13 protein-coding genes and 1 tRNA gene are annotated in these 18,988 nt (G+C 67.6%); 8 read left to right on the top strand and 6 right to left on the bottom strand.

The genetic code is table 11. From position 1 onward, the window contains the following. The first annotated feature begins 2 nt into the window (after window positions 1-2). The 3 genes from clpX to AC1Q6E_RS20235 all read left to right on the top strand — a co-directional run bounded on the left by clpX (window position 3) and on the right by AC1Q6E_RS20235 (window position 4,783). Window positions 3-1,265: an ATP-dependent Clp protease ATP-binding subunit ClpX gene (gene clpX / locus AC1Q6E_RS20245; RefSeq protein ID WP_152795095.1), complete on the top strand. Its 1,263-nt coding sequence runs from the start codon at window positions 3-5 to the stop codon at window positions 1,263-1,265. A 557-nt stretch (window positions 1,266-1,822) separates the two neighbouring features. Further along, window positions 1,823-4,255, top strand: a complete 2,433-nt coding sequence (gene lon / locus AC1Q6E_RS20240; RefSeq protein ID WP_152795093.1) for an endopeptidase La — start codon at window positions 1,823-1,825, stop codon at window positions 4,253-4,255. 204 nt (window positions 4,256-4,459) lie between these two features. Further along, window positions 4,460-4,783, top strand: coding sequence for an HU family DNA-binding protein (locus tag AC1Q6E_RS20235; RefSeq protein WP_296556638.1), 324 nt, complete (start codon window positions 4,460-4,462; stop codon window positions 4,781-4,783). A gap of 57 nt (window positions 4,784-4,840) precedes the next feature. Here AC1Q6E_RS20235 and AC1Q6E_RS20230 read toward each other — a convergent pair whose 3' ends face one another. Next, window positions 4,841-5,350, bottom strand: a complete 510-nt coding sequence (locus AC1Q6E_RS20230; protein WP_492573407.1) for a flavin reductase — start codon at window positions 5,348-5,350, stop codon at window positions 4,841-4,843. 21 nt (window positions 5,351-5,371) lie between these two features. Next, window positions 5,372-5,950: a cyclase family protein gene (locus AC1Q6E_RS20225; RefSeq protein WP_152795089.1), complete on the bottom strand. Its 579-nt coding sequence runs from the start codon at window positions 5,948-5,950 to the stop codon at window positions 5,372-5,374. Window positions 5,951-6,039: 89 nt separating this feature from the next. On the opposite strand from AC1Q6E_RS20225, the gene AC1Q6E_RS20220 reads away from it, so the two are divergent. Next, window positions 6,040-6,801 (top strand): helix-turn-helix domain-containing protein, encoded by a 762-nt coding sequence (locus AC1Q6E_RS20220; protein WP_492573406.1) that lies wholly within the window; start codon window positions 6,040-6,042, stop codon window positions 6,799-6,801. Between the two features lie 43 nt (window positions 6,802-6,844). Here AC1Q6E_RS20220 and AC1Q6E_RS20215 read toward each other — a convergent pair. Next, window positions 6,845-6,920, bottom strand: a tRNA-Val gene (locus tag AC1Q6E_RS20215). Between the two features lie 186 nt (window positions 6,921-7,106). Between AC1Q6E_RS20215 and nadA the strand changes: the two genes are divergently transcribed. Both nadA and AC1Q6E_RS20205 read left to right on the top strand, forming a co-directional pair. Continuing rightward, window positions 7,107-8,246, top strand: coding sequence for a quinolinate synthase NadA (nadA, locus tag AC1Q6E_RS20210; protein ID WP_152795085.1), 1,140 nt, complete (start codon window positions 7,107-7,109; stop codon window positions 8,244-8,246). Between the two features lie 143 nt (window positions 8,247-8,389). Further along, the gene (locus AC1Q6E_RS20205; protein ID WP_492573405.1) at window positions 8,390-10,306 is read left to right on the top strand and encodes a SurA N-terminal domain-containing protein; all 1,917 of its coding nucleotides are present in this window, start codon (window positions 8,390-8,392) and stop codon (window positions 10,304-10,306) included. A gap of 33 nt (window positions 10,307-10,339) precedes the next feature. Here AC1Q6E_RS20205 and AC1Q6E_RS20200 read toward each other — a convergent pair whose 3' ends face one another. Beyond that, the gene (locus AC1Q6E_RS20200) at window positions 10,340-11,056 is read right to left on the bottom strand and encodes an arylesterase (RefSeq protein WP_152795081.1); all 717 of its coding nucleotides are present in this window, start codon (window positions 11,054-11,056) and stop codon (window positions 10,340-10,342) included. Between the two features lie 28 nt (window positions 11,057-11,084). Here AC1Q6E_RS20200 and AC1Q6E_RS20195 point away from each other — a divergent pair, with 28 nt between their 5' ends. Beyond that, window positions 11,085-11,822, top strand: a complete 738-nt coding sequence (locus AC1Q6E_RS20195; protein ID WP_152795079.1) for an ABC transporter ATP-binding protein — start codon at window positions 11,085-11,087, stop codon at window positions 11,820-11,822. A 16-nt stretch (window positions 11,823-11,838) separates the two neighbouring features. Here AC1Q6E_RS20195 and AC1Q6E_RS20190 read toward each other — a convergent pair whose 3' ends face one another. Together AC1Q6E_RS20190 and AC1Q6E_RS20185 are read right to left on the bottom strand one after the other, a co-directional pair. Continuing rightward, window positions 11,839-13,365 (bottom strand): NAD(P)H-hydrate dehydratase, encoded by a 1,527-nt coding sequence (locus tag AC1Q6E_RS20190; protein ID WP_492573404.1) that lies wholly within the window; start codon window positions 13,363-13,365, stop codon window positions 11,839-11,841. A 3-nt stretch (window positions 13,366-13,368) separates the two neighbouring features. Continuing rightward, entirely contained in the window at window positions 13,369-14,712 is a 1,344-nt protein-coding gene (locus tag AC1Q6E_RS20185) for a D-amino acid dehydrogenase (protein WP_492573403.1), read from the bottom strand. A gap of 132 nt (window positions 14,713-14,844) precedes the next feature. On the opposite strand from AC1Q6E_RS20185, the gene purL reads away from it, so the two are divergent. Then, the gene (gene purL / locus AC1Q6E_RS20180; protein ID WP_492573402.1) at window positions 14,845-18,873 is read left to right on the top strand and encodes a phosphoribosylformylglycinamidine synthase; all 4,029 of its coding nucleotides are present in this window, start codon (window positions 14,845-14,847) and stop codon (window positions 18,871-18,873) included. Window positions 18,874-18,988 lie beyond the last annotated feature (115 nt).

Below are 18,988 nucleotides of genomic sequence, written 5' to 3'. Positions count from 1 at the left end.
GCATGTCGGAAAAGAAAGGGTCGAACGAAAAGCTGCTCTATTGCTCGTTTTGCGGCAAGAGCCAGCATGAGGTTCGCAAGCTGATCGCCGGACCGTCGGTGTTCATTTGCGATGAGTGCATCGACCTGTGCAACGACATCATTCGCGACGAAGTGGCGGCCGACGTCAAGACCGGCGCCAAGTCCGAGTTGCCCACGCCGGCCGAGATCAAGGAGATCCTCGACCAGTACGTGATCGGGCAGATCCGGGCCAAGCGGATCCTGTCGGTGGCGGTGTACAACCACTACAAACGCATACGCCACGCGGGTGGCAAGGCGGACGACGTCGAGCTGTCCAAGAGCAACATCCTGCTGATCGGGCCCACGGGCTCGGGCAAGACGCTGCTGGCCCAGACGCTGGCCCGCCTGTTGAACGTGCCGTTCGTGATCGCCGACGCCACCACGCTGACCGAAGCCGGCTACGTGGGCGAAGACGTCGAGAACATCATCCAGAAGCTGCTGCAGAACTGCAATTACGATGTGGAAAAGGCCCAGCGCGGCATCGTCTACATCGACGAGATCGACAAGATCTCGCGCAAGGCCGACAACCCGTCCATCACCCGCGACGTGTCGGGCGAAGGCGTGCAACAGGCCCTGCTCAAGCTGATCGAAGGGACTGTCGCCTCGGTTCCTCCGCAGGGCGGACGCAAGCATCCCAACCAGGACTTCGTGCAGATCGACACGACCAACATCCTGTTCATCTGCGGCGGCGCATTCGACGGGCTGGAGAAGGTCATCCGTGGCCGTACCGAGAAGTCCGGCATCGGCTTCGGTGCTTCGGTCAAGGCCGAGTCGGAACGTTCTGTCAGCGCGTTGTTCGGCGAAGTCGAGCCCGAGGACCTGATCAAGTTCGGTCTCATCCCCGAACTGGTCGGCCGCTTGCCCGTGGTCGCGACGCTGGACGAGCTGAACGAAGAAGCCCTGATCCAGATCCTGGTCGAACCCAAGAACGCCCTGATCAAACAGTTCCAGAAGCTGCTGGCCATGGAAGGCGCCGAGCTGGATGTCCGGCCCCAGGCGCTCCTGGCCATCGCCGAGAAAGCGCTCAAGCGCAAGACCGGCGCCCGTGGCCTGCGCTCCATCATCGAAGCCGCGTTGCTTGATACCATGTACGAACTGCCCACCCAGGGCAATGTCGTCAAGGTCGTCCTGGACGAAAACGCCGTCACCGGCGAGGGCGCCCCCCTCCTGATCTACGGCGACAAGCCCAAGGTGGCCAATAAGTAGAGGATCCCCCCCTACGCGCTGACGCGCGCCCCCCGGGGGGGCGATGCGGGTGGACCGGCAAAGCCGGATCCACCGCATCCTGGGGTACCAACGGGCTGGCGGGGACTGGCGATATTGCCAAGCATCTGTCGGGTTGGAAAAGAATAACGGCCTTGCGCGCAAGCAAGGCCGTTTTCATTTTTCGAGCCTCCCCGGCTCCAGGGCACCGCGGATCCGGCTTTGCCGGTCCGCCAGTGCCGCCCCCTTGAGGGGGAGCGGCCGAAGGCCGCGTGGGGGTGGGCTTCCCTTCCGGTCCACCCGCATCGCCCCCTGGGGGGGGCGCGTCAGCGCGTAGGGCGGGGCCCTCTATATGCTACATTGGGCCATGGCGTGTAAATCAATGGCCTGTGGGCGAATGATGACTCTGCGCCTCTCTTCGGGTTCATGCCTTTTTCCCGGGCACGCGGTGCGGGAAAAGGGCATGCACCCGGCAGTCCCAGCAGACCTCGTTGCCCGCCGACGCTTGAAATCCACGTTTACGCCCTCATCCTGATTGCATTCAAATTCGAGGACGAATCATGTCTGCGAGCCAGATACTCCCTCCCGAACCGATCGAGTTGCCGCTGCTCCCGCTGCGCGACGTGGTCGTATTTCCGCACATGGTCATCCCGCTGTTCGTAGGGAGGCCCAAGTCCATCAAGGCGCTGGAAGCCGCGATGGAAGCCGGCAAGAACATCATGCTGGTGGCCCAGCGGTCGGCCGCCAAGGATGAACCCTCGGCCGACGATATCTACGAAATCGGCTGCCTGGCCAGCATCCTCCAGATGCTCAAGCTGCCCGACGGCACGGTCAAGGTGCTGGTCGAGGGCGCCCAGCGCGCCCGCATCACCCGCATCGACGATCTGGGCGCGCATTTCGCCTGCGAACTGGTACCCATCGATCCCGATCGTGGCCAGGGCTCGGAAACCGAAGCCCTGCGGCGCGCGATCGTGTCGCAGTTCGACCAGTACGTCAAACTGAACAAGAAGATCCCGCCCGAGATCCTGACCTCGCTGTCGGGCATCGACGAGCCCGGCCGGCTGGCCGACACCATCGCCGCGCACTTGCCGTTGAAGCTGGAGCAGAAGCAGAAGATGCTCGAGGTGTTCTCCACCTCCGAGCGCCTGGAAGCGCTGCTGGCCCAGCTTGAGACCGAGATCGACATTCTCCAGGTCGAGAAGCGCATCCGCGGCCGCGTCAAGAAGCAGATGGAGAAGAGCCAGCGCGAGTACTACCTGAACGAGCAGGTCAAGGCCATCCAGAAGGAATTGGGCGAAGGCGAGGACGGCGCCGATTTCGAGGAGCTCGAGAAGAAGATCATCGCCGCCCACATGCCCAAGGACGCCAAGAAGAAGGCCGACGCGGAGCTCAAGAAGCTCAAGCTGATGTCGCCCATGTCGGCCGAGGCCACCGTGGTGCGCAACTACATCGACACGCTGGTCGGCCTGCCGTGGAAGAGGAAGAGCAAGGTCAACAACTCCCTGCCGCATGCGGAGGAGGTGCTCAACGACGACCACTACGGGCTCGACAAGGTCAAGGAACGCATTCTTGAATACCTGGCCGTGCAGCAGCGCGTGGACAAGGTCAAGGCGCCGATCCTGTGCCTGGTCGGCCCTCCGGGCGTGGGCAAGACCTCGCTCGGCCAGTCGATCGCCAAGGCGACCAACCGCAAGTTCGTGCGGATGGCGCTGGGCGGCGTGCGCGACGAATCCGAGATCCGTGGCCACCGTCGTACCTACATCGGTTCGATGCCGGGCAAGATCCTGCAGAACCTGTCGAAGGTCGGCGCGCGCAATCCGCTCTTCCTGCTCGACGAAGTCGACAAGATGGGCATGGATTTCCGTGGCGACCCGGCGTCTGCGCTGCTCGAGGTGCTGGACCCCGAACAGAACCACACTTTCCAGGACCACTACGTCGAGGTCGACTTCGACCTGTCCGACGTGATGTTCGTGGCAACCAGCAACACCCTGAACATTCCGCCGGCACTGCTGGACCGGATGGAAGTCATTCGCCTGTCGGGCTACACCGAAGACGAGAAGGTGCACATCGCCATGCAGCATCTGCTGCCCAAGCAGATGAAGAACAACGGGCTGAAGGCCGAGGAGCTCAAGGTCGAGGAATCGGCCCTGCGCGATATCGTGCGCTACTACACCCGTGAAGCGGGCGTGCGTGCGCTGGAGCGCGAGGTCAGCAAGATCTGCCGCAAGGTGGTCAAGAGCCTGCTGCTCAAGGGCGAGAAGCAACAAGTGGTCGTCGCCGCCGACAACCTGAACGACTATCTGGGCGTGCGCCGCTATACCTTCGGCGTGGCCGAGAAGGAAAACCAGGTCGGCCAGGTGACCGGACTCGCGTGGACCGAAGTGGGCGGCGACCTGCTGACGATCGAAGTCGCGGTCATGCCGGGCAAGGGCGCCATCCAGCGTACCGGCTCGCTTGGCGACGTGATGAAGGAGTCGGTCGAGGCCGCGCGCTCGGTGGTGCGTTCGCGCGCCCGCCGGCTGGGCATCGATCACGCGGTGTTCGAGAAGAAGGACATGCACGTGCACGTGCCGGAAGGCGCCACGCCCAAGGACGGACCGTCCGCGGGAGCGGCGATCACCACGGCCATCGTTTCCTCGTTGACGGGCATTCCCGTGCGCGCCGACGTGGCGATGACGGGCGAGATCACGCTGCGCGGCGAGGTCCTGCCGATCGGCGGCTTGAAAGAGAAGCTGCTGGCCGCGCACCGGGGCGGTATCAAGACCGTGCTGATTCCGGAAGAGAACGCCAAGGATCTGGCGGAGATCCCGGATTCGGTCAAGAATCATCTTGATATCGTGCCGGTCCGCTGGATCGACCGGGTGCTCGAACTCGCACTGGAGCGGCTGCCGGAGCCCTTGCCCGAGGAGGAGGCCGCGAAGGTCGAGGCCAAGGTCGAGGCCCATGTGGCGGCTGAAGGCGGAGCCGCCACGGATCCGGTCATGAAGCACTGATCCCGCGGCTTGGGTCAAGCAAGAGGGCGCGCAAGCGCCCTCTTTTCTTTGGTCACAAGCGGAAACATGAGGTTTTACGCGGTTTTCCAGCGGGTTTCCCTTGACACGACTTTCTGCCCGAGGATTAAATAGCCGTCTGCGTTTCGTACGCGCAAGTGTAGTTCCGGCGCGGTACGTCGCTCATCGGGGGTGCCCCTTGCAGGCATGCATCGGGACCAGAAATTTTTTCCACAGATAGACCTTGTGAGGGGCCTAATGAACAAGACCGAGCTTATCGACCACATTGCCAAGCAAGCCGATATTTCCAAGGCGGCTGCCGGCCGTTCGCTGGATGCGCTGGTGGGGGCGGTGAAAACGACGCTCAAGAAGGGCGGCACTGTGACGCTGGTCGGTTTCGGCACTTTCGCGGTGAGCGCTCGCGCGGCCCGCACCGGCCGCAACCCGCGTACCGGCGAAGCCATCAAGATCAAGAAGGCCAAGGTGCCGAAGTTCCGTCCGGGCAAGGCGCTGAAAGACGCCGTCAACTGAAGCGCGGGCGCTTTGTGACAAGAAACCCTGGTTTGGCGCCAGGGTTTTTTTTCGCCCCTAGGTCGTGGCTCCCAGTGCATGGTAGGTCCGGGAGAAATAGAACAGGCCCGCCGGTGCCTGGCCCGTCCGCAAATCCAGGACCTCGCAGAACATGACGGTGTGCGTGCCTTGCCGCGTGGTATCGACGATACGGCAGTCGAACACGGCCATCGCATTCTCCAGGACCGGAGAACCCGTTTCCAGCTGGCTCCATGTGCCTTCCGCGAATCGGTCGCTCATGTCGCCGCCGCTGAACCGGCGCGACAGGGTTTCATGGCCGGCGGCCAGCGTGTTGACGCACAGCACCCCGTTGGCCAGCGCCGCATCATGGGCGGATGAGCGCCGGTTCAGGCATACCAGCAGCGTGGGCGGATCGTCGGTCACGCTGCAGACGGCGGATGCGGTCAGGCCGACGCGGCCCGCGGGGCCCGCGCTGGTGACGATGTGCACCGAACTGCCCAGCCGGGCCATGGCGGTGCGATAGGCCGGGCCGTCGGGCCGCGGAGCGGCAAGAGGAAGTGAAGTCATGGCGGATGCCTCCTGCGGATCTCAGTCCAGGCACGCCACGACGCGGCACGACAGGCCCGTCGAACCCTGGAAGCCCGTCCATCCCGTGCAGACCACGAAGGCGCGGTCGCCGGCCTCGGCATGCAGCCTGCCCACATTGGCCAGGTTCTCGATCACGTAGCCGCCGCGGCTGCCGACGATGCGATCCGCGTCATTGTGCTCGGGGCCGGAGCGCATGCCGGGGAAGTCCAGGCCGATGAAACCGGTGTCCTGTTCAGCCAGGTGCTGGATCAGTTCCCACGAGAATCTCGGCTGGGTCTGGTAGTAGGGACGGGAGCCGTAGACGTGACGGTCGAGATGGCCGGTGTGGAAAATGAGGAAGTCTCCGGCCTGGCACTCGCGTCCGGCCAGGACCGGGAGGCCGATTTCTTCTCCCGCCTCCCGTGCGTCGATCAGCAGGCCCCGCCGCATGCAGTAGCGGGCGGGTGGGAAGGCCTGGCCACCGTAGACGTCGAGATGGGTGCCGATGTGGCCGCGTGACATGTAGCTGTCGGGATCGGCGCTGGCTTTGGCGATAATGGGGTCCTGGATGTCGATGGAAAGCGTAAGGTCGATGTACATGTGATGCTCCGGTTGACGACGACAGCATCATCGGCCCGCGCCGTTTCGCGCGCCGCCGCATCTCGGCCAGATTTCATTGAGGATCGGACATGCCCGGCATCGCCGCCCAACAGCCGTTTCCACTGCGCATCGTGGTCAGGGAGGGGCGTGCGGCGCACGCCGCCATGCACAGCCACGAGGTGGGACAACTGCTTTATCCCGAGCAGGGATCCACGCTGCTGGAGACCCAGCAGCGGGTGATACGGCTCGCGCCCGACAGGGCGGCCTGGATCCCGCGTGGCGTGCCGCATGCCGTGCTGATGGATCGCAGCTTCCGTTACCACAGCGTCTACGTCGAACCGGATTTCTATGATGCGCCGCGCTGCGTGGTCGTCTGCGTCCGGCCGCTGCTGCGGGAGCTGATCCTGGACGCGGCGAGCTGGGGCACGGAAAGCGAGGGCGGGGAAGCGCGCCTGCGCAAGGCACGCGTGCTTGCCGACGAACTGGCGTCGGCGGCCTGGACCGAGCCAGGCATACCGATTCCGGCCGACCCACGCATCGCTCCCATCTGCCGTGCGCTGGAACAGGACCCGGCCGACAATCGTTCGCTGGAGGCCTGGGCGCGCCTGGCGGGAGCCAGCGAGAAAACCATCCAGCGTGGGTTCGTGGCCCATACCGGCATGTCTTTCCAGCAATGGCGCAACTACGCCCGGATGACCCGGGCGGCCGAGCTGCATGCGCGGGGTTGGCGGCAACTGGATATCGCGCTGGCGGTAGGCTATGCCACCGAGGGCGCGTATGCCCAGGCATTCAAGAAGTTCTACGGCTATCCGCCCAGCCGGCTGCCGCGCAAAGAAAAAGGGCCTGGATGACTCCAAGCCCTTGATTTCCCGACACGTGTCCGCTGCAACAGAGTGGTGGGTGCTACAGGGGTCGAACCTGTGACCTACGCCTTGTAAGGGCGCCGCTCTACCAACTGAGCTAAGCACCCTCTGGCATGCGACTCGTGACTCGGCGCGTATTGTAGCGGATTGCCCGGCGTCCTGCTGGGGCGGTCTTGGCGCGATGGCGGGATTTTCTCTCTTGACATTCATTATGCTCATCTTTAGCATAAGTCCCGCCGATATTTTTTTACTCAAAAAATGCTCAGTATGAGCATAAATGGACGGATGACAGGATGAACCAGACGCTGCTTCGCACTTTCGATTTCGATTCGCCCACGGCCACCGGCGGCTCCTGCTCGGTGGGGCAGGCCTGGGCCAAGGTGCCCGAGGACTTGTCGGCGCCGCGGCGGGACGAATTGAAGGCGCGCATCCGTACGCTGCTCCAGCGCGAGAACGCGGTGCTGGTCGCGCATTACTACGTGGACGCCGAGTTGCAGGAACTGGCCGACGAGACGGGCGGCTGCGTCGCGGATTCCCTGGAGATGGCGCGCTTTGGCCGCGATCACGCGGCCGGCACGCTGGTCGTGGCGGGCGTGCGCTTCATGGGAGAGACGGCCAAGATCCTCAGCCCCGAGAAGCGGGTGCTGATGCCCGATCTGGACGCCACCTGCTCGCTGGACCTGGGCTGCCCCCTGGACGAGTTCTCGGCCTTCTGCGATGCCCATCCCGACCGCACGGTGGTGGTCTACGCCAATACCAGCGCGGCCGTGAAGGCGCGGGCGGACTGGGCGGTCACTTCGGCCATCGCGCTGGACATCGTCGCGGACCTGCACGCCCGCGGGGAAAAGATCCTGTGGGCGCCCGACCGCCACCTGGGCGCCTATGTCCAGTCGCAGACCGGGGCCGACATGCTGCTGTGGCAGGGGTCATGCCTGGTGCATGACGAGTTCAAGGGCCTCGAACTCGAATTGTTGCGGCAGGAATACCCGCGGGCCAAGGTGCTGGTGCACCCGGAGTCGCCCCCGGCCGTCGTGGCCCAGGCCGACATGGTGGGCTCGACCGCGCAGATGATCAAGGCCGCGCGCGAACTCGAGGCCACGCATTTCATCGTGGCGACCGATCAGGGTTTGTTGCACAAGATGCGGCTGGCCGCTCCCGGCAAGGTTTTCATCGCCGCACCGACCGCGGGCGGGAGCGCGACCTGCAAGAGCTGTGCGCACTGTCCGTGGATGGCCATGAACGGGTTGGAGAACCTGGCGGAATGCCTGGAGCGGGGCGCGGGCGAAATCCTGCTCGATCCGGCGCTGGGGCGGCAGGCGCGCCGGCCGATCGATCGCATGCTGGATTTCGCCGCCCGCCGCGATCGCCGCGTGCAAGCCAGCGGGGACCTGGCGCGCGACGCCGCGCTGTTTTCCGCGATCGGTCCGGCCTGATCCGTCCGGCCGGGCAGGGCGTGGCGGCGTAGGCGCCATGCTAGAATCGGAGCGACACTAATGGGTGCCCATTGGCCTTGAGCCTGTGGGCATTTTGCTTGTATGGCCGTCTTGCCGCTGGCATCCGACCGGAGTATTCGCGCATGTTTGACCTCATCCGTAACCACCGCCGCTGGATGCAGTTCGTCCTGCTGCTGCTGATCCTGCCGTCGTTCGTTTTCGTCGGCATACAGGGCTACTCCAGCTTCATGGAAGGCGACAAGTCGCTGGCCAAGGTGGCAGGCGAGTCCGTGACGCAGCAGGAGTTCGATGCGGCGTCGCGCAGCCGGCTCGACCAGTTGCGCGGCATGATGGGCGCGCAGTTCGATTCGCAGGCCTTCGACACGCCGGCCATGCGCCAGGCGGTCCTGGACGAGATCATCAATACCCGGCTGATCGCCGCCGAGGCCGCCAAGAACCATTTCTCGGCGTCCGACGAGCAGCTCCGCGCCACCATCCAGGCGATTCCCGCCGTGCAGGAAGACGGCAAGTTCAGCAACGCCCGCTACCGCGATGCGCTGGCCGCCCAAGGCATGACCCCGGTCATGTTCGAGGCCCAGCTGCGGCGCGACCTGGCCTTGCAGCAGGTGCTGGGCCCGGTGGCGCAATCGACCACGATGCCGGATGCGGTCATGGATCGCCTGGTGGCGGCGGTAACGGAGCGCCGCAGTATCCAGACCCTGCGTATCGCCGCCTCGGACTATCGCGCCAAGGTCAATGTCAGCGACGACGAGGTGAAGGCCTATTACGAGGCCAACCGCGCCCGCTTCGAGGTGCCGGAGCGGGTCGATGCGCAGTACGTGGTGCTGGACCAGAATGCATCGACCTCGGGCATGACGGTGTCCGAGGACGATATCAAGAACTACTACGAGCAGAACAAGGGCCGCTATGGCCAGGACGAGCAGCGCCGGGCCAGCCATATCCTGATCACGGTCGACAGCGGCGCGAGCGAGGCCGTGCGCGAGGAAGCGCGCAAGAAGGCGCAATCGCTCGCCGACCAGGCCAAGGCGCCCAAGGCCGATTTCGCCAAGCTGGCGCGCGAGAACTCGCTGGATCCCGGTTCGGCAGGCAAGGGCGGCGACCTCGATTGGTTCGGCCGCGGCATGATGGTCAAGCCCTTCGAGGATGCCGTCTTCGCGCTGAAGGACGGCGAGGTGTCGGGCGTCGTGGCGACCGATTACGGCTTCCACGTCATCAAGCTCACCGGTATTCGTCCCGCCGTGGTCAAGCCGCTGGCCGAGGTCCGCGCCCAGATCGTCGAGGAAATCAAGCAGCAGCAGGCCGCCCGTCGTTTTGCCGAGGCCGCCGAGCAGTTCACGAATCTGGTGTACGAGCAGAGCGATACGCTTGAACCGGCGGCGCAGAAGTTCGGCCTGAAGATCCAGGAGGCCCAGGGCGTCACGCGCAGCGGGCTGCAAGGCAACGAGGTCATGGGCAATCCCAAGGTGGCGCAGGCCTTGTTCTCGGACGAGGTCTTGCGCGAGAAGCGCAACTCGGGCGTGATCGAACTCGGTCCGAATCGCCTGGCGGCGGTGCGCGTGGTCAACCATGTGCCCGCTACGGTGCAGCCCCTGGCCGACGTGTCGAGCGGCATCCGCGCGCAATTGGCGCAGGACAAGGCGCTCGATCTGGCCCGCGCGGCCGGCGAGGAGCGCTTGAAGGCCCTGCAGGCCAAGGATTCCACCCAGGGCTTCGGCGCCGCCGTCACGGTGGCGCGCAATGCGCCCCAGAACGTTGCGCCCGCGCTGCTGAACGCGGTCATGAAGGCGCCGGCCGACAAGCTGCCGGCCTTCGTGGGGTCGATCGCCGGCGACGATTACGTCATTGCCCGGATCTCCAGGGTCGAGGCCGCGCCCAAGCCCGATGCCGCCGCGATCGCCGGCGAGAAGTCGATGATGGAGCGCCGCTGGGCCCAGGCCGAGCAACTGGCCGTGCTGCAGACGCTGCGCGAGAAGTACAAGGTCACGATGTCGCCGGAAGGCACGGCGCTGACCACTGCCTCGCGGGCGGTCGAGCGCTAGCGTCAGGCAACGGGCCGGCTCGTGCCGGTCGGCTCAGGACTTGACGGTTCCCAGCAGCGGCTCCAGGCGGGACCAGACGTTATCCAGCAGGCGCGGCTGCGCCTGCGCCGTGGGATGCAGGCGGTCGGCCTGGAACAGCTCGATATGCTGGGCCACGCCATCCAGAAAAAAGGGCAGCAGGGCGGTATGCTGCTCCTTGGCCACCTTGGCGAACAATTGCTGGAACCGCTGCGTGTAGTCGCGGCCGTAGTTGGGCGGAATCTGCATGCCCACCAGCAAGACGCGCGCGCCGGCCTGGCGCGACGCCTGCACCATCTTGTTCAGGTTCTGCTCGGTCATCTGCAGGGACAGCCCGCGCAGCGCATCGTTGGATCCCAGCTCGATCACCACCACGCTTGGCCGATGGCGCGCCAGCAGCGCCGGCAGCCGGCTCACGCCGCCGCTGGTGGTATCGCCGCTGATGCTGGCGTTGACGACCCGGTAGTCGAATCTGCGCTCGCGCAAGCGCGTTTCCAGCAATGCCACCCAGCCCGAGCCACGTGGCAGGCCGTACTCCGCCGACAGGCTGTCGCCCAGCACCAGCAGGGCGGGCGAGGAACTCGCGGCGGGGATGGCGGTCTGTGCCAGGGCGGCCGGCACGAGGCCGCCCAGCGCGGCCGCGCACAGCGTGCTCGCGAACAGGCGCCGGAGGGCGCGGTGCGGAGTGCGGGCAGCGCTGTGAGGCGGCTGCGACGAGCGAGGCTTTATCATGTCTTTCCTTTCTTCCAGCGATCCAATCATGACGGGACCGACCCGATCCGCCGCGAGCCAGTCCGCGGCCACGCCCGCCCCCCATCCCGCCATCGCCGTGCGGGCGCTGACCAAACGGGTGGCGGATTCGAGCGGCGAGCTCGCCATTCTCGACTCGGTCGATTTTACGGTGGCCTTTGGAGAGACCGTGGCCATCACGGGGAGTTCGGGGTCGGGCAAGTCGACGCTGCTGGGCCTCTTGGCCGGACTTGACGTCCCGACCTCCGGGTCGGTGCACCTGGCCGGCCGCGAGCTGTTCGCGCTGGATGAGGATCAGCGGGCCAGCCTGCGGGCACGCCACGTGGGCTTCGTCTTCCAGTCCTTCCAGTTGCTGCCTCACCTGACGGCGCTGGAGAATGTCATGCTGCCGTTGGAGCTGGCGGGCCGCGATGCGCGCGCCGCGGCCACGGCCATGCTGGAGCGGGTGGGGCTGGGGGCGCGTCTGCGCCATTATCCCCGGACCCTGTCGGGCGGGGAACAGCAGCGGGTCTCCCTGGCGCGGGCCTTCGTGGTGGCGCCGGAACTGCTGTTCGCCGACGAACCGACGGGGAGCCTGGATTCGGCCACCGGCGAGGCTGTCATCGACCTGATGTTCGAACTGCACCGCGAACGGGGCACCACCTTGCTGCTGGTCACGCACGACGCCAAGCTTGCGCAGCGCTGCGCGCGCCAATTGGTGGTGGCTGGCGGACGCCTGGTCCACGATTCGGCCGGCGATATTTCCTGAGTATCCGCCGCGCGGGTCAGCGGCCGCCGCGGTTGCGCAGGTCGCGCGCGGCGGGTGCGATCTCGCTGGCCGTCAGGCCGATCGGGCCGATGCCGCGGGCCACGAGATCGTCGGCGGCGGCGCCATGCAGCCAGACGCCGGCCCGCGCGGCTTCGCACGGGTCCAGGCCTTGCGCCAGCAGGGCGCCCACCATGCCGGCCAGCACATCGCCGGTGCCGGCGGTGGCCAGTCCGGCATTGCCGCTGTCATTGATGCTCCAGGTGCCATGTGGTCCGCACACGATGCTGCCCGCACCCTTCAGGACCACCCAGGCTCGGTAGCGCGCCGCGAGTTCGCGGGCGGCCTCGATGCGGTCGGCCTGCACGTCGTCGGTCGAGCTGCCCAGCATGCGCGCGGCTTCGCGCGGATGCGGCGTGAGGATCGCGGGGCCGCCGCGGGCTGCCAGGTCGTGGGCGAGCTCGGGGAGCGTGCCCAGCAGCACCAGCGCGTCGGCGTCGAGCACCAGCGGCGCCGATGCGGGCGTTTCCGCCAGCAGGCGTCCGAGCCAGCGTCCCGCGGATGTGCCCGTGCCCAGGCCGCAGCCCGCGACCCAGCCGCTGACGCCCAGTTGCGCGGCGTGATCCAGCAGCCCTTCGGCATCACGCAGCATGAGTTCGGGGTGCTGGGGGTCGCACGGCAGCGCGAGCGGGGCGGGCTCGGCCAGTCCGACCAGGATCTTGCCCGCTCCGCAGTACAGGGCCGCGCGGGCGGCCAGCAGCGCCGCGCCGGTCATGCCGGGAGCCCCGGCCAGGATGGCCAGCGTGCCGAAGCTGCCCTTGTGGCTGTCCTGCGGCCGGGGACGGAACAGGTCCGGGCAATCGCCTTGCCGCACGAGCTGGCCACCATGAGGCAGCCCGGCGTGATGTCCGATGCGGTCTTCCAGTTCCAGGTCGGCAACGCTGACCGTGCCGGCATGGTCGCGGCCGGCACGCGTATGGAGCCCGGGCTTGTCGGCGATGAAGGTCAGGGTGTGGTGGGCCCGGACCGCGCCCGGTTGCGCGCTCCCTGTGTCGGCATCGAGTCCGCTGGGAACGTCCAGCGCCAGGACGGGGGATCCCCGTCGCGCGGCCCAGGCGGTCCACCGCCGGGCGGACGGGGGCAGGGGACGCGACAGGCCGATGCCGAACAGCGCGTCGACGATCAGCGTGCGCGGCGAGGCGGACCGGTCGTGCGCATCGGGTTCGCCGGTCTGCAGCAGGCCGGCAGGCAGTTCCTGCCAGGCCTGTCCGGCATCGGGCGGCCGCTTGCCGGCAGGCAGCGCCCAAAGGCGGACCTGGCGGCCGGCCTGGTGCAGCAGCGCGGCCAGCATGAATCCGTCACCGCCATTGTTGCCGGGGCCGCACAGCAGGTCGATCGCGTGTCCTGGCCAGCGTTCGGCGATGAGCGCGGCCGCCGCGGCGGCCGCCCGCCGCATCAGGGCGTGGGGCGGCAGCGCGGCCTGTGCCTCGCGTTCGATCAGCTTGATGGCAGGGGCGCGCAGCAGCCGGTGCGGATGGGAGTCCATGCGCTAATTCTTGCGCGCGTAGCGGCCGATGTCCAACCCGTCCAGCTCGATCTCCGGCGTTTTGCCGGCGACCAGGTCGGCGACGACCCGCCCCGTGCCCGCCGCCATGCTCCAGCCCTGGGAGCCGTGTCCGACGTTCAGGTAAAGGCCGGGCACACGGGCAGGCCCGAGAATGGGGGGGCCGTCCGGCGTCATCGGCCGGGTGCCGGCCCACCAGGTCGCGCGCGAGAAATCCAGCATGCCCGGCATCCAGTCCTGGGCAGCCCTGACCAGGGTACGCAGGGCCTTGTCCCGCAGGGCGGGACCGCGCGTGCCGAGTTCGGCCGTGCCGGCGATGCGCAGCCGCTGGCCGAGCGGTGTCACGGTCACGCGGTAGGTTTCGTCCACGAACGCGCGCCGAGGGCCGATGACGTCGTTGCGCAGGGGAAGGTTGGCGGCGTAGCCCCGTACCGGGTAGATCGGTACGCGCAGGCCCAGCCGGCCCAGCCATGCTCCCGCATCGCTGCCCGAGGCCACGACCACGGCCTGCGCGGGCAGCGTGCGCCCGTCCTGCAGGCGTACGCCGGCGACGATGCCGCCGGCGTTCTGCGAGGGCTGGGCGAGGGTGTTGAACAGGAACTCGACGCCGCGCCGTTCGCATTCGGCCGCCAGCAGCCGGGCGAACAGCGGGCAGTTGCCCGACTCGTCGTCGGGGTAATGGATGGCGCCCGCCAGCGGCGTGCCGACGTGGACCGCGTCCTGCAGGTGGACGTCCATCGCGGTGGCCTCCTCGGGGCCCAGCAACCGGTGGGCGATGCCGCTTTCCTGCAGGATGTGGCGGGTGGCCTGCGTCGCGTCCACGTCGCGCTGGGTGCGCAACAACTGCAGATAGCCGATCCGGCGTTCGTACTCGAAGCCGTGTTCTTCGCGCAGCGCGGCCAGTTGCGCGCGGCTGTAGCGCGCCACGCGCTGCATCGCGCGCTTGTTGGCGGCATAGCGGTCCGCCCGGCATTGGCCCAGCCATTTGGCCAGCCACTTCCACATCGCGGGGTCCAGCGACGCGCGCAGCGCCACCGGCGACTCGCTCTTGAACAGGTGGGCCAGGAAGCGGCCGGGCATGCCGGGGGCGGCCCACGGGGCGGCGTAGTCGGCGGCCAGGATGCCCGCGCTGCCGAAACTCGATTCCTGGGCGACGCCGCTGCGGCGATCCACGACCGTTACCTGCATGCCGTGCCGGTTGAGCCAATAGGCGGTACACACACCGATGATGCCGGCACCGATCACAATCACACGCATGGGGTCTGGTCGCTTTTTCTGGTCAAGCCCGTTTTCCCACCGGAACGCGGGGGCATTCCGGGGAACGGGCACCGGATTTTAAGCGGGGAGTGCGGTATTCGCTCGTGGTTTTTCCCGAAGCCCCGGTACGAAGTAAAATCACGGCTGGTCGCGCGCTTTTTTCGCGTTTTCTCCCCCATTTCCTCGGCTTTCAGCTCGCTTATCGTGGCCTCCATCCTGCGCCTCTCCGGCCCCCTCGCCCTTTCCTCGTTCCGCCGCGACCGCCTGTTGCGCCGACTCCAGGCCCTGCATGCCTCGGTGTCGGATGTCTCGGCCCGGTTCGTGCACTTCGTTGCCGTGGAGGGCGACCTGGCCGCGGATGACCGCCAGCGCCTGGAGGGCCTGCTACGCTACGGCGACCCGGCCCCCGAGGCCCAGCAAGGGCTGGAACTGCTGGTCGTGCCGCGCCTGGGCACCGTCTCGCCCTGGGCCAGCAAGGCCACCGACATCGCGCGCAATTGCGGGTTGGCGCAGGTCCGCAGGATAGAGCGGGCCATCGCGTACACCGTGGTCCCGAAGCGCGGCCTGCTGGGCGGCGCCAGGTCGCTGTCGGCGGATGACCTGGCTACGCTGGCCGGCGCGTTGCACGACCGCATGACCGAGACCGTGGTCGAAGGCGCCTTCGACGGCACGCCGCTGTTCGCGACCCTGGCCGGCAAGCCGATGCAGACCGTGCCCCTGCTGGCCGAGGGAGCATCGGCCCTGGTGGCGGCCAACCGCAGCATGGGGCTGGCGCTGTCCGACGACGAGATCGATTATCTGGTCGAGGCCTTCAACGGCCTGGGGCGGAATCCGACCGACGTCGAACTGATGATGTTCGCCCAGGCGAACAGCGAGCACTGCCGCCACAAGATCTTCAATGCCCAGTGGGTCATCGACGGCCGGCCGCAGTCCGAGACCCTGTTCGGCATGATCCGCGCCACGCACAAGGCCCAGCCGGAAGGCACCGTGGTGGCCTATTCCGACAACGCCGCCGTCATGGCGGGGGGCCGGGCGGAGCGCTTCCACGTACAGCCTGGCGCCGAAGGCCAGGTGTACGGCCGCCGCGATGCGACGGTCCACACCTTGATGAAGGTCGAGACGCACAACCACCCCACGGCCATCTCGCCGTTCCCCGGCGCATCGACCGGCGCGGGCGGCGAGATCCGCGACGAGGGGGCGACCGGCCGCGGCTCCAAGCCCAAGGCGGGCCTGACCGGCTTCACGGTGTCGAACCTGCGTTTCGACGATGCCATCGAACCCTGGGAACACGATGGCCACGGCGCGCCCGACCGCATCGCCTCGCCCCTGTCCATCATGATCGAAGGCCCCATAGGCGGCGCCGCGTTCAACAATGAGTTCGGCCGACCCAACCTGCTGGGGTATTTCCGGACTTATGAACAGACGGCCGGCGGCGTGCGCTGGGGCTACCACAAGCCCATCATGATCGCCGGCGGGCTGGGCAGCATCGACGACGGCCTGACCCACAAGAACGACCTGCCGCCAGGTGCGCTGCTGATCCAGCTGGGCGGACCCGGTATGCGCATCGGCATGGGGGGCGGCGCTGCGTCCAGCATGGGCGTGGGCAGCAATACCGCCGACCTGGATTTCGATTCCGTCCAGCGCGGCAATCCCGAGATCGAGCGCCGCGCGCAGGAGGTCATCGACCGCTGCTGGCAGCTCGGTGCCGACAATCCCATCCAGTCCATCCATGACGTGGGGGCGGGTGGCCTTTCGAATGCCTTCCCCGAGCTGGTGGACGGCGCCGGGCGCGGCGCGGTGTTCGACCTGCGCAATGTCCAGCTTGAAGAGTCGGGCCTGTCGCCGGCGGAGATCTGGTGCAATGAATCGCAGGAGCGCTATGTGCTGGCCATCCTGCCGCAGGACCTCGAGCGCTTCGATGCCATGGCGCGCCGCGAGCGCTGTCCCTACGCCGTCGTGGGCGTGGCCACCGAGCAGCGCCAGTTGCGCGTGGTCGACGGCGAAGGCTTCTCGGCGGGCGATGTGTCCGCGGCCGACTGGGCCCGGACCTCGCGCCCGGTGGACGTGCCGGTGGATGTCATCCTGGGCAAGGCGCCCCGCATGGAGCGCGATGTCGCGCGCCAGCCGGGCGCGGGCGAGCCGATGGACGTGGTCGGCCTGGAGTTGGACGACGTGGCCCTGCGCGTGCTGCGCCATCCCACGGTCGCCAACAAGACCTTCCTGATCACCATCGGCGACCGCACGGTGGGCGGCCTGTCGTCGCGGGACCAGATGGTGGGACCGTGGCAGGTGCCGGTGGCCGACTGCGCGGTCACGCTGGCCGACTACAGCGGCACGCGCGGCGAAGCCATGGCCATGGGCGAGCGCACGCCGCTGGCCGTCATCGACGCCCCGGCCTCGGGACGCATGGCCGTGGCCGAAGCGATCACCAATCTGGTGGCGGCCTCGGTGGTCCGCATCGAAGACGTCAAGATGTCCGCCAACTGGATGGCCGCCTGCGGCGAACCGGGCCAGGACGCGGCGCTGTACGACACTGTCAGCGCGGTCAGCGAGCTGTGCCAGCGCGTGGGGCTCTCCATTCCCGTGGGCAAGGATTCCCTGTCCATGCGCACGGCATGGGATGAGAACGGCGAACACCGCCGTGTGGTGGCGCCTGTGTCGCTGATCGTCACGGCCTTCGCGCCGGTGGACGACGTGCGCAAGACCCTCACTCCGCAACTGCGCACCGACCAGGGCGACACGACCCTGATCCTGGTCGATCTGGGGCGCGGCAAGCACCGCCTGGGCGGTTCCGTGCTGGCCCAGGTCATCGGCCAGGTCGGCCAGCAGGCGCCCGACATCGACGCCCCCGACGACCTGCGCGCCTTCTTCGCCGCGATCCGTACCCTGGCCGACAGCGGCGTGGTCCTGGCCTATCACGACCGTTCCGACGGCGGCCTGTTCGCCACGCTGTGCGAAATGGCCTTCGCCGGCCATACCGGACTGTCGATCAACCTGGATATGCTGACCCTGGATCCGTATGCGTCGGATTGGGGAGATTTCAAGATCCGGCCGGAACAGGTCGCGGTGCAGCGCGACGAGTTGACGGTCAAGGCGCTGTTCTCGGAAGAGGCGGGCGCCGTCATCCAGGTGCCCGCCGCCAGCCGCGACGCCGTGATGGAAGTGCTGCGCGGCGCCGGCCTGTCGGCCCACTCGCACGTGATCGGCGAGCCCAATGGCAGCGACGAGATCGAGTTCTACCGCGACGCCCGCAAGATCTGGGGCAAGCCGCGCGCCGAGCTCGGCAAGGCCTGGAGCGAGGTCAGCCGCCGCATCATGGCGCTGCGCGACAACCCCGACTGCGCGCAGGCCGAATTCGATCTGTGGGACGACGTCGCCAATCCGGGCCTGTCACCCAGGATCGATTTCGATCCGCAGGAAGATATCGCGGCTCCCATGATCGCCACCGGCGCGCGCCCGCGCATGGCCATCCTGCGCGAGCAGGGCTGCAACAGCCAGGTCGAGATGGCCTATGCCTTCGACCGCGCCGGCTTCGAGTCCTGGGACGTGCACATGACCGACCTGCTGAGCGGGCGCATCGACCTGTCCAGCTTCAAGGGGCTGGTCGCGGTCGGCGGCTTCAGCTACGGCGACGTGCTGGGCGCCGGCGAGGGCTGGGCCAAGACCATCCAGTACAACGCGGTGCTGGCCGACATGTTCGCGGCCTACTTCGGCCGTGGCGACACTTTCGCGCTGGGCGTCTGCAACGGCTGCCAGATGCTGGCGGCGCTGGCCCCCATGATCCCTGGCGCCCAGGACTGGCCGCGCTTCACCCGCAACCGCTCGGAAAAATTCGAGGCCCGCTTTTCGCTGGTCGAGATCCCCGAGTCGCCGTCGATCTTCTTCGACGGCATGGCCGGTTCGCGCATGCCCATCGCCGTTTCCCACGGTGAAGGCTATGCCGATTTCTCGCAACAGGGCAACGCTGGCGCGGCGCTGGCCGCCATGCGCTTCGTCGATCATGCCGGCAGGCCGACCGACGCCTATCCCTACAACCCCAACGGCAGCGCCGGCGGCCTGGCCGGCGTCACGACGGCGGACGGCCGCTTCACCGCCTTGATGCCGCACCCCGAGCGGGTGTTCCGCAATGTGCAGATGTCGTGGAGCCCGGCCTCGTGGGGCGAGCGCGACAGCGGCGGCGAGTTCTCGCCGTGGATGCGCATGTTCCGCAACGCGCGCCGCTGGACGGCTTGAGTGAGGCTCCCCCTGCGCGCTGACGCGCGCCCCCCAAGGGGGCGGGGGGGGGGGGGGGGGGGGGGGGGGGGGGGGGGGGGGGGGGGGGGGGGGGGGGGGGGGGGGGGGGGGGGGG

The sequence above is a fragment of the Pigmentiphaga sp. MLSB6-MA01 genome (genome assembly GCF_058793475.1).
This window is presented reverse-complemented; position numbering and strand designations above follow the sequence as displayed.

Excerpts from the sequence above, each read along its gene's own strand:
- clpX (WP_152795095.1), top strand. The coding sequence starts at position 3 with ATGTCGGAAAAGAAAGGGTCGAACGAAAAGCTGCTCTATTGCTCGTTT.
- lon (WP_152795093.1), top strand. The coding sequence starts at position 1,823 with ATGTCTGCGAGCCAGATACTCCCTCCCGAACCGATCGAGTTGCCGCTG.
- AC1Q6E_RS20235 (WP_296556638.1), top strand. The coding sequence starts at position 4,460 with ATGCATCGGGACCAGAAATTTTTTCCACAGATAGACCTTGTGAGGGGC.
- AC1Q6E_RS20230 (WP_492573407.1), bottom strand. The coding sequence starts at position 5,350 with ATGACTTCACTTCCTCTTGCCGCTCCGCGGCCCGACGGCCCGGCCTAT.
- AC1Q6E_RS20225 (WP_152795089.1), bottom strand. The coding sequence starts at position 5,950 with ATGTACATCGACCTTACGCTTTCCATCGACATCCAGGACCCCATTATC.
- AC1Q6E_RS20220 (WP_492573406.1), top strand. The coding sequence starts at position 6,040 with ATGCCCGGCATCGCCGCCCAACAGCCGTTTCCACTGCGCATCGTGGTC.
- nadA (WP_152795085.1), top strand. The coding sequence starts at position 7,107 with ATGAACCAGACGCTGCTTCGCACTTTCGATTTCGATTCGCCCACGGCC.
- AC1Q6E_RS20205 (WP_492573405.1), top strand. The coding sequence starts at position 8,390 with ATGTTTGACCTCATCCGTAACCACCGCCGCTGGATGCAGTTCGTCCTG.
- AC1Q6E_RS20200 (WP_152795081.1), bottom strand. The coding sequence starts at position 11,056 with ATGATAAAGCCTCGCTCGTCGCAGCCGCCTCACAGCGCTGCCCGCACT.
- AC1Q6E_RS20195 (WP_152795079.1), top strand. The coding sequence starts at position 11,085 with ATGACGGGACCGACCCGATCCGCCGCGAGCCAGTCCGCGGCCACGCCC.
- AC1Q6E_RS20190 (WP_492573404.1), bottom strand. The coding sequence starts at position 13,365 with ATGGACTCCCATCCGCACCGGCTGCTGCGCGCCCCTGCCATCAAGCTG.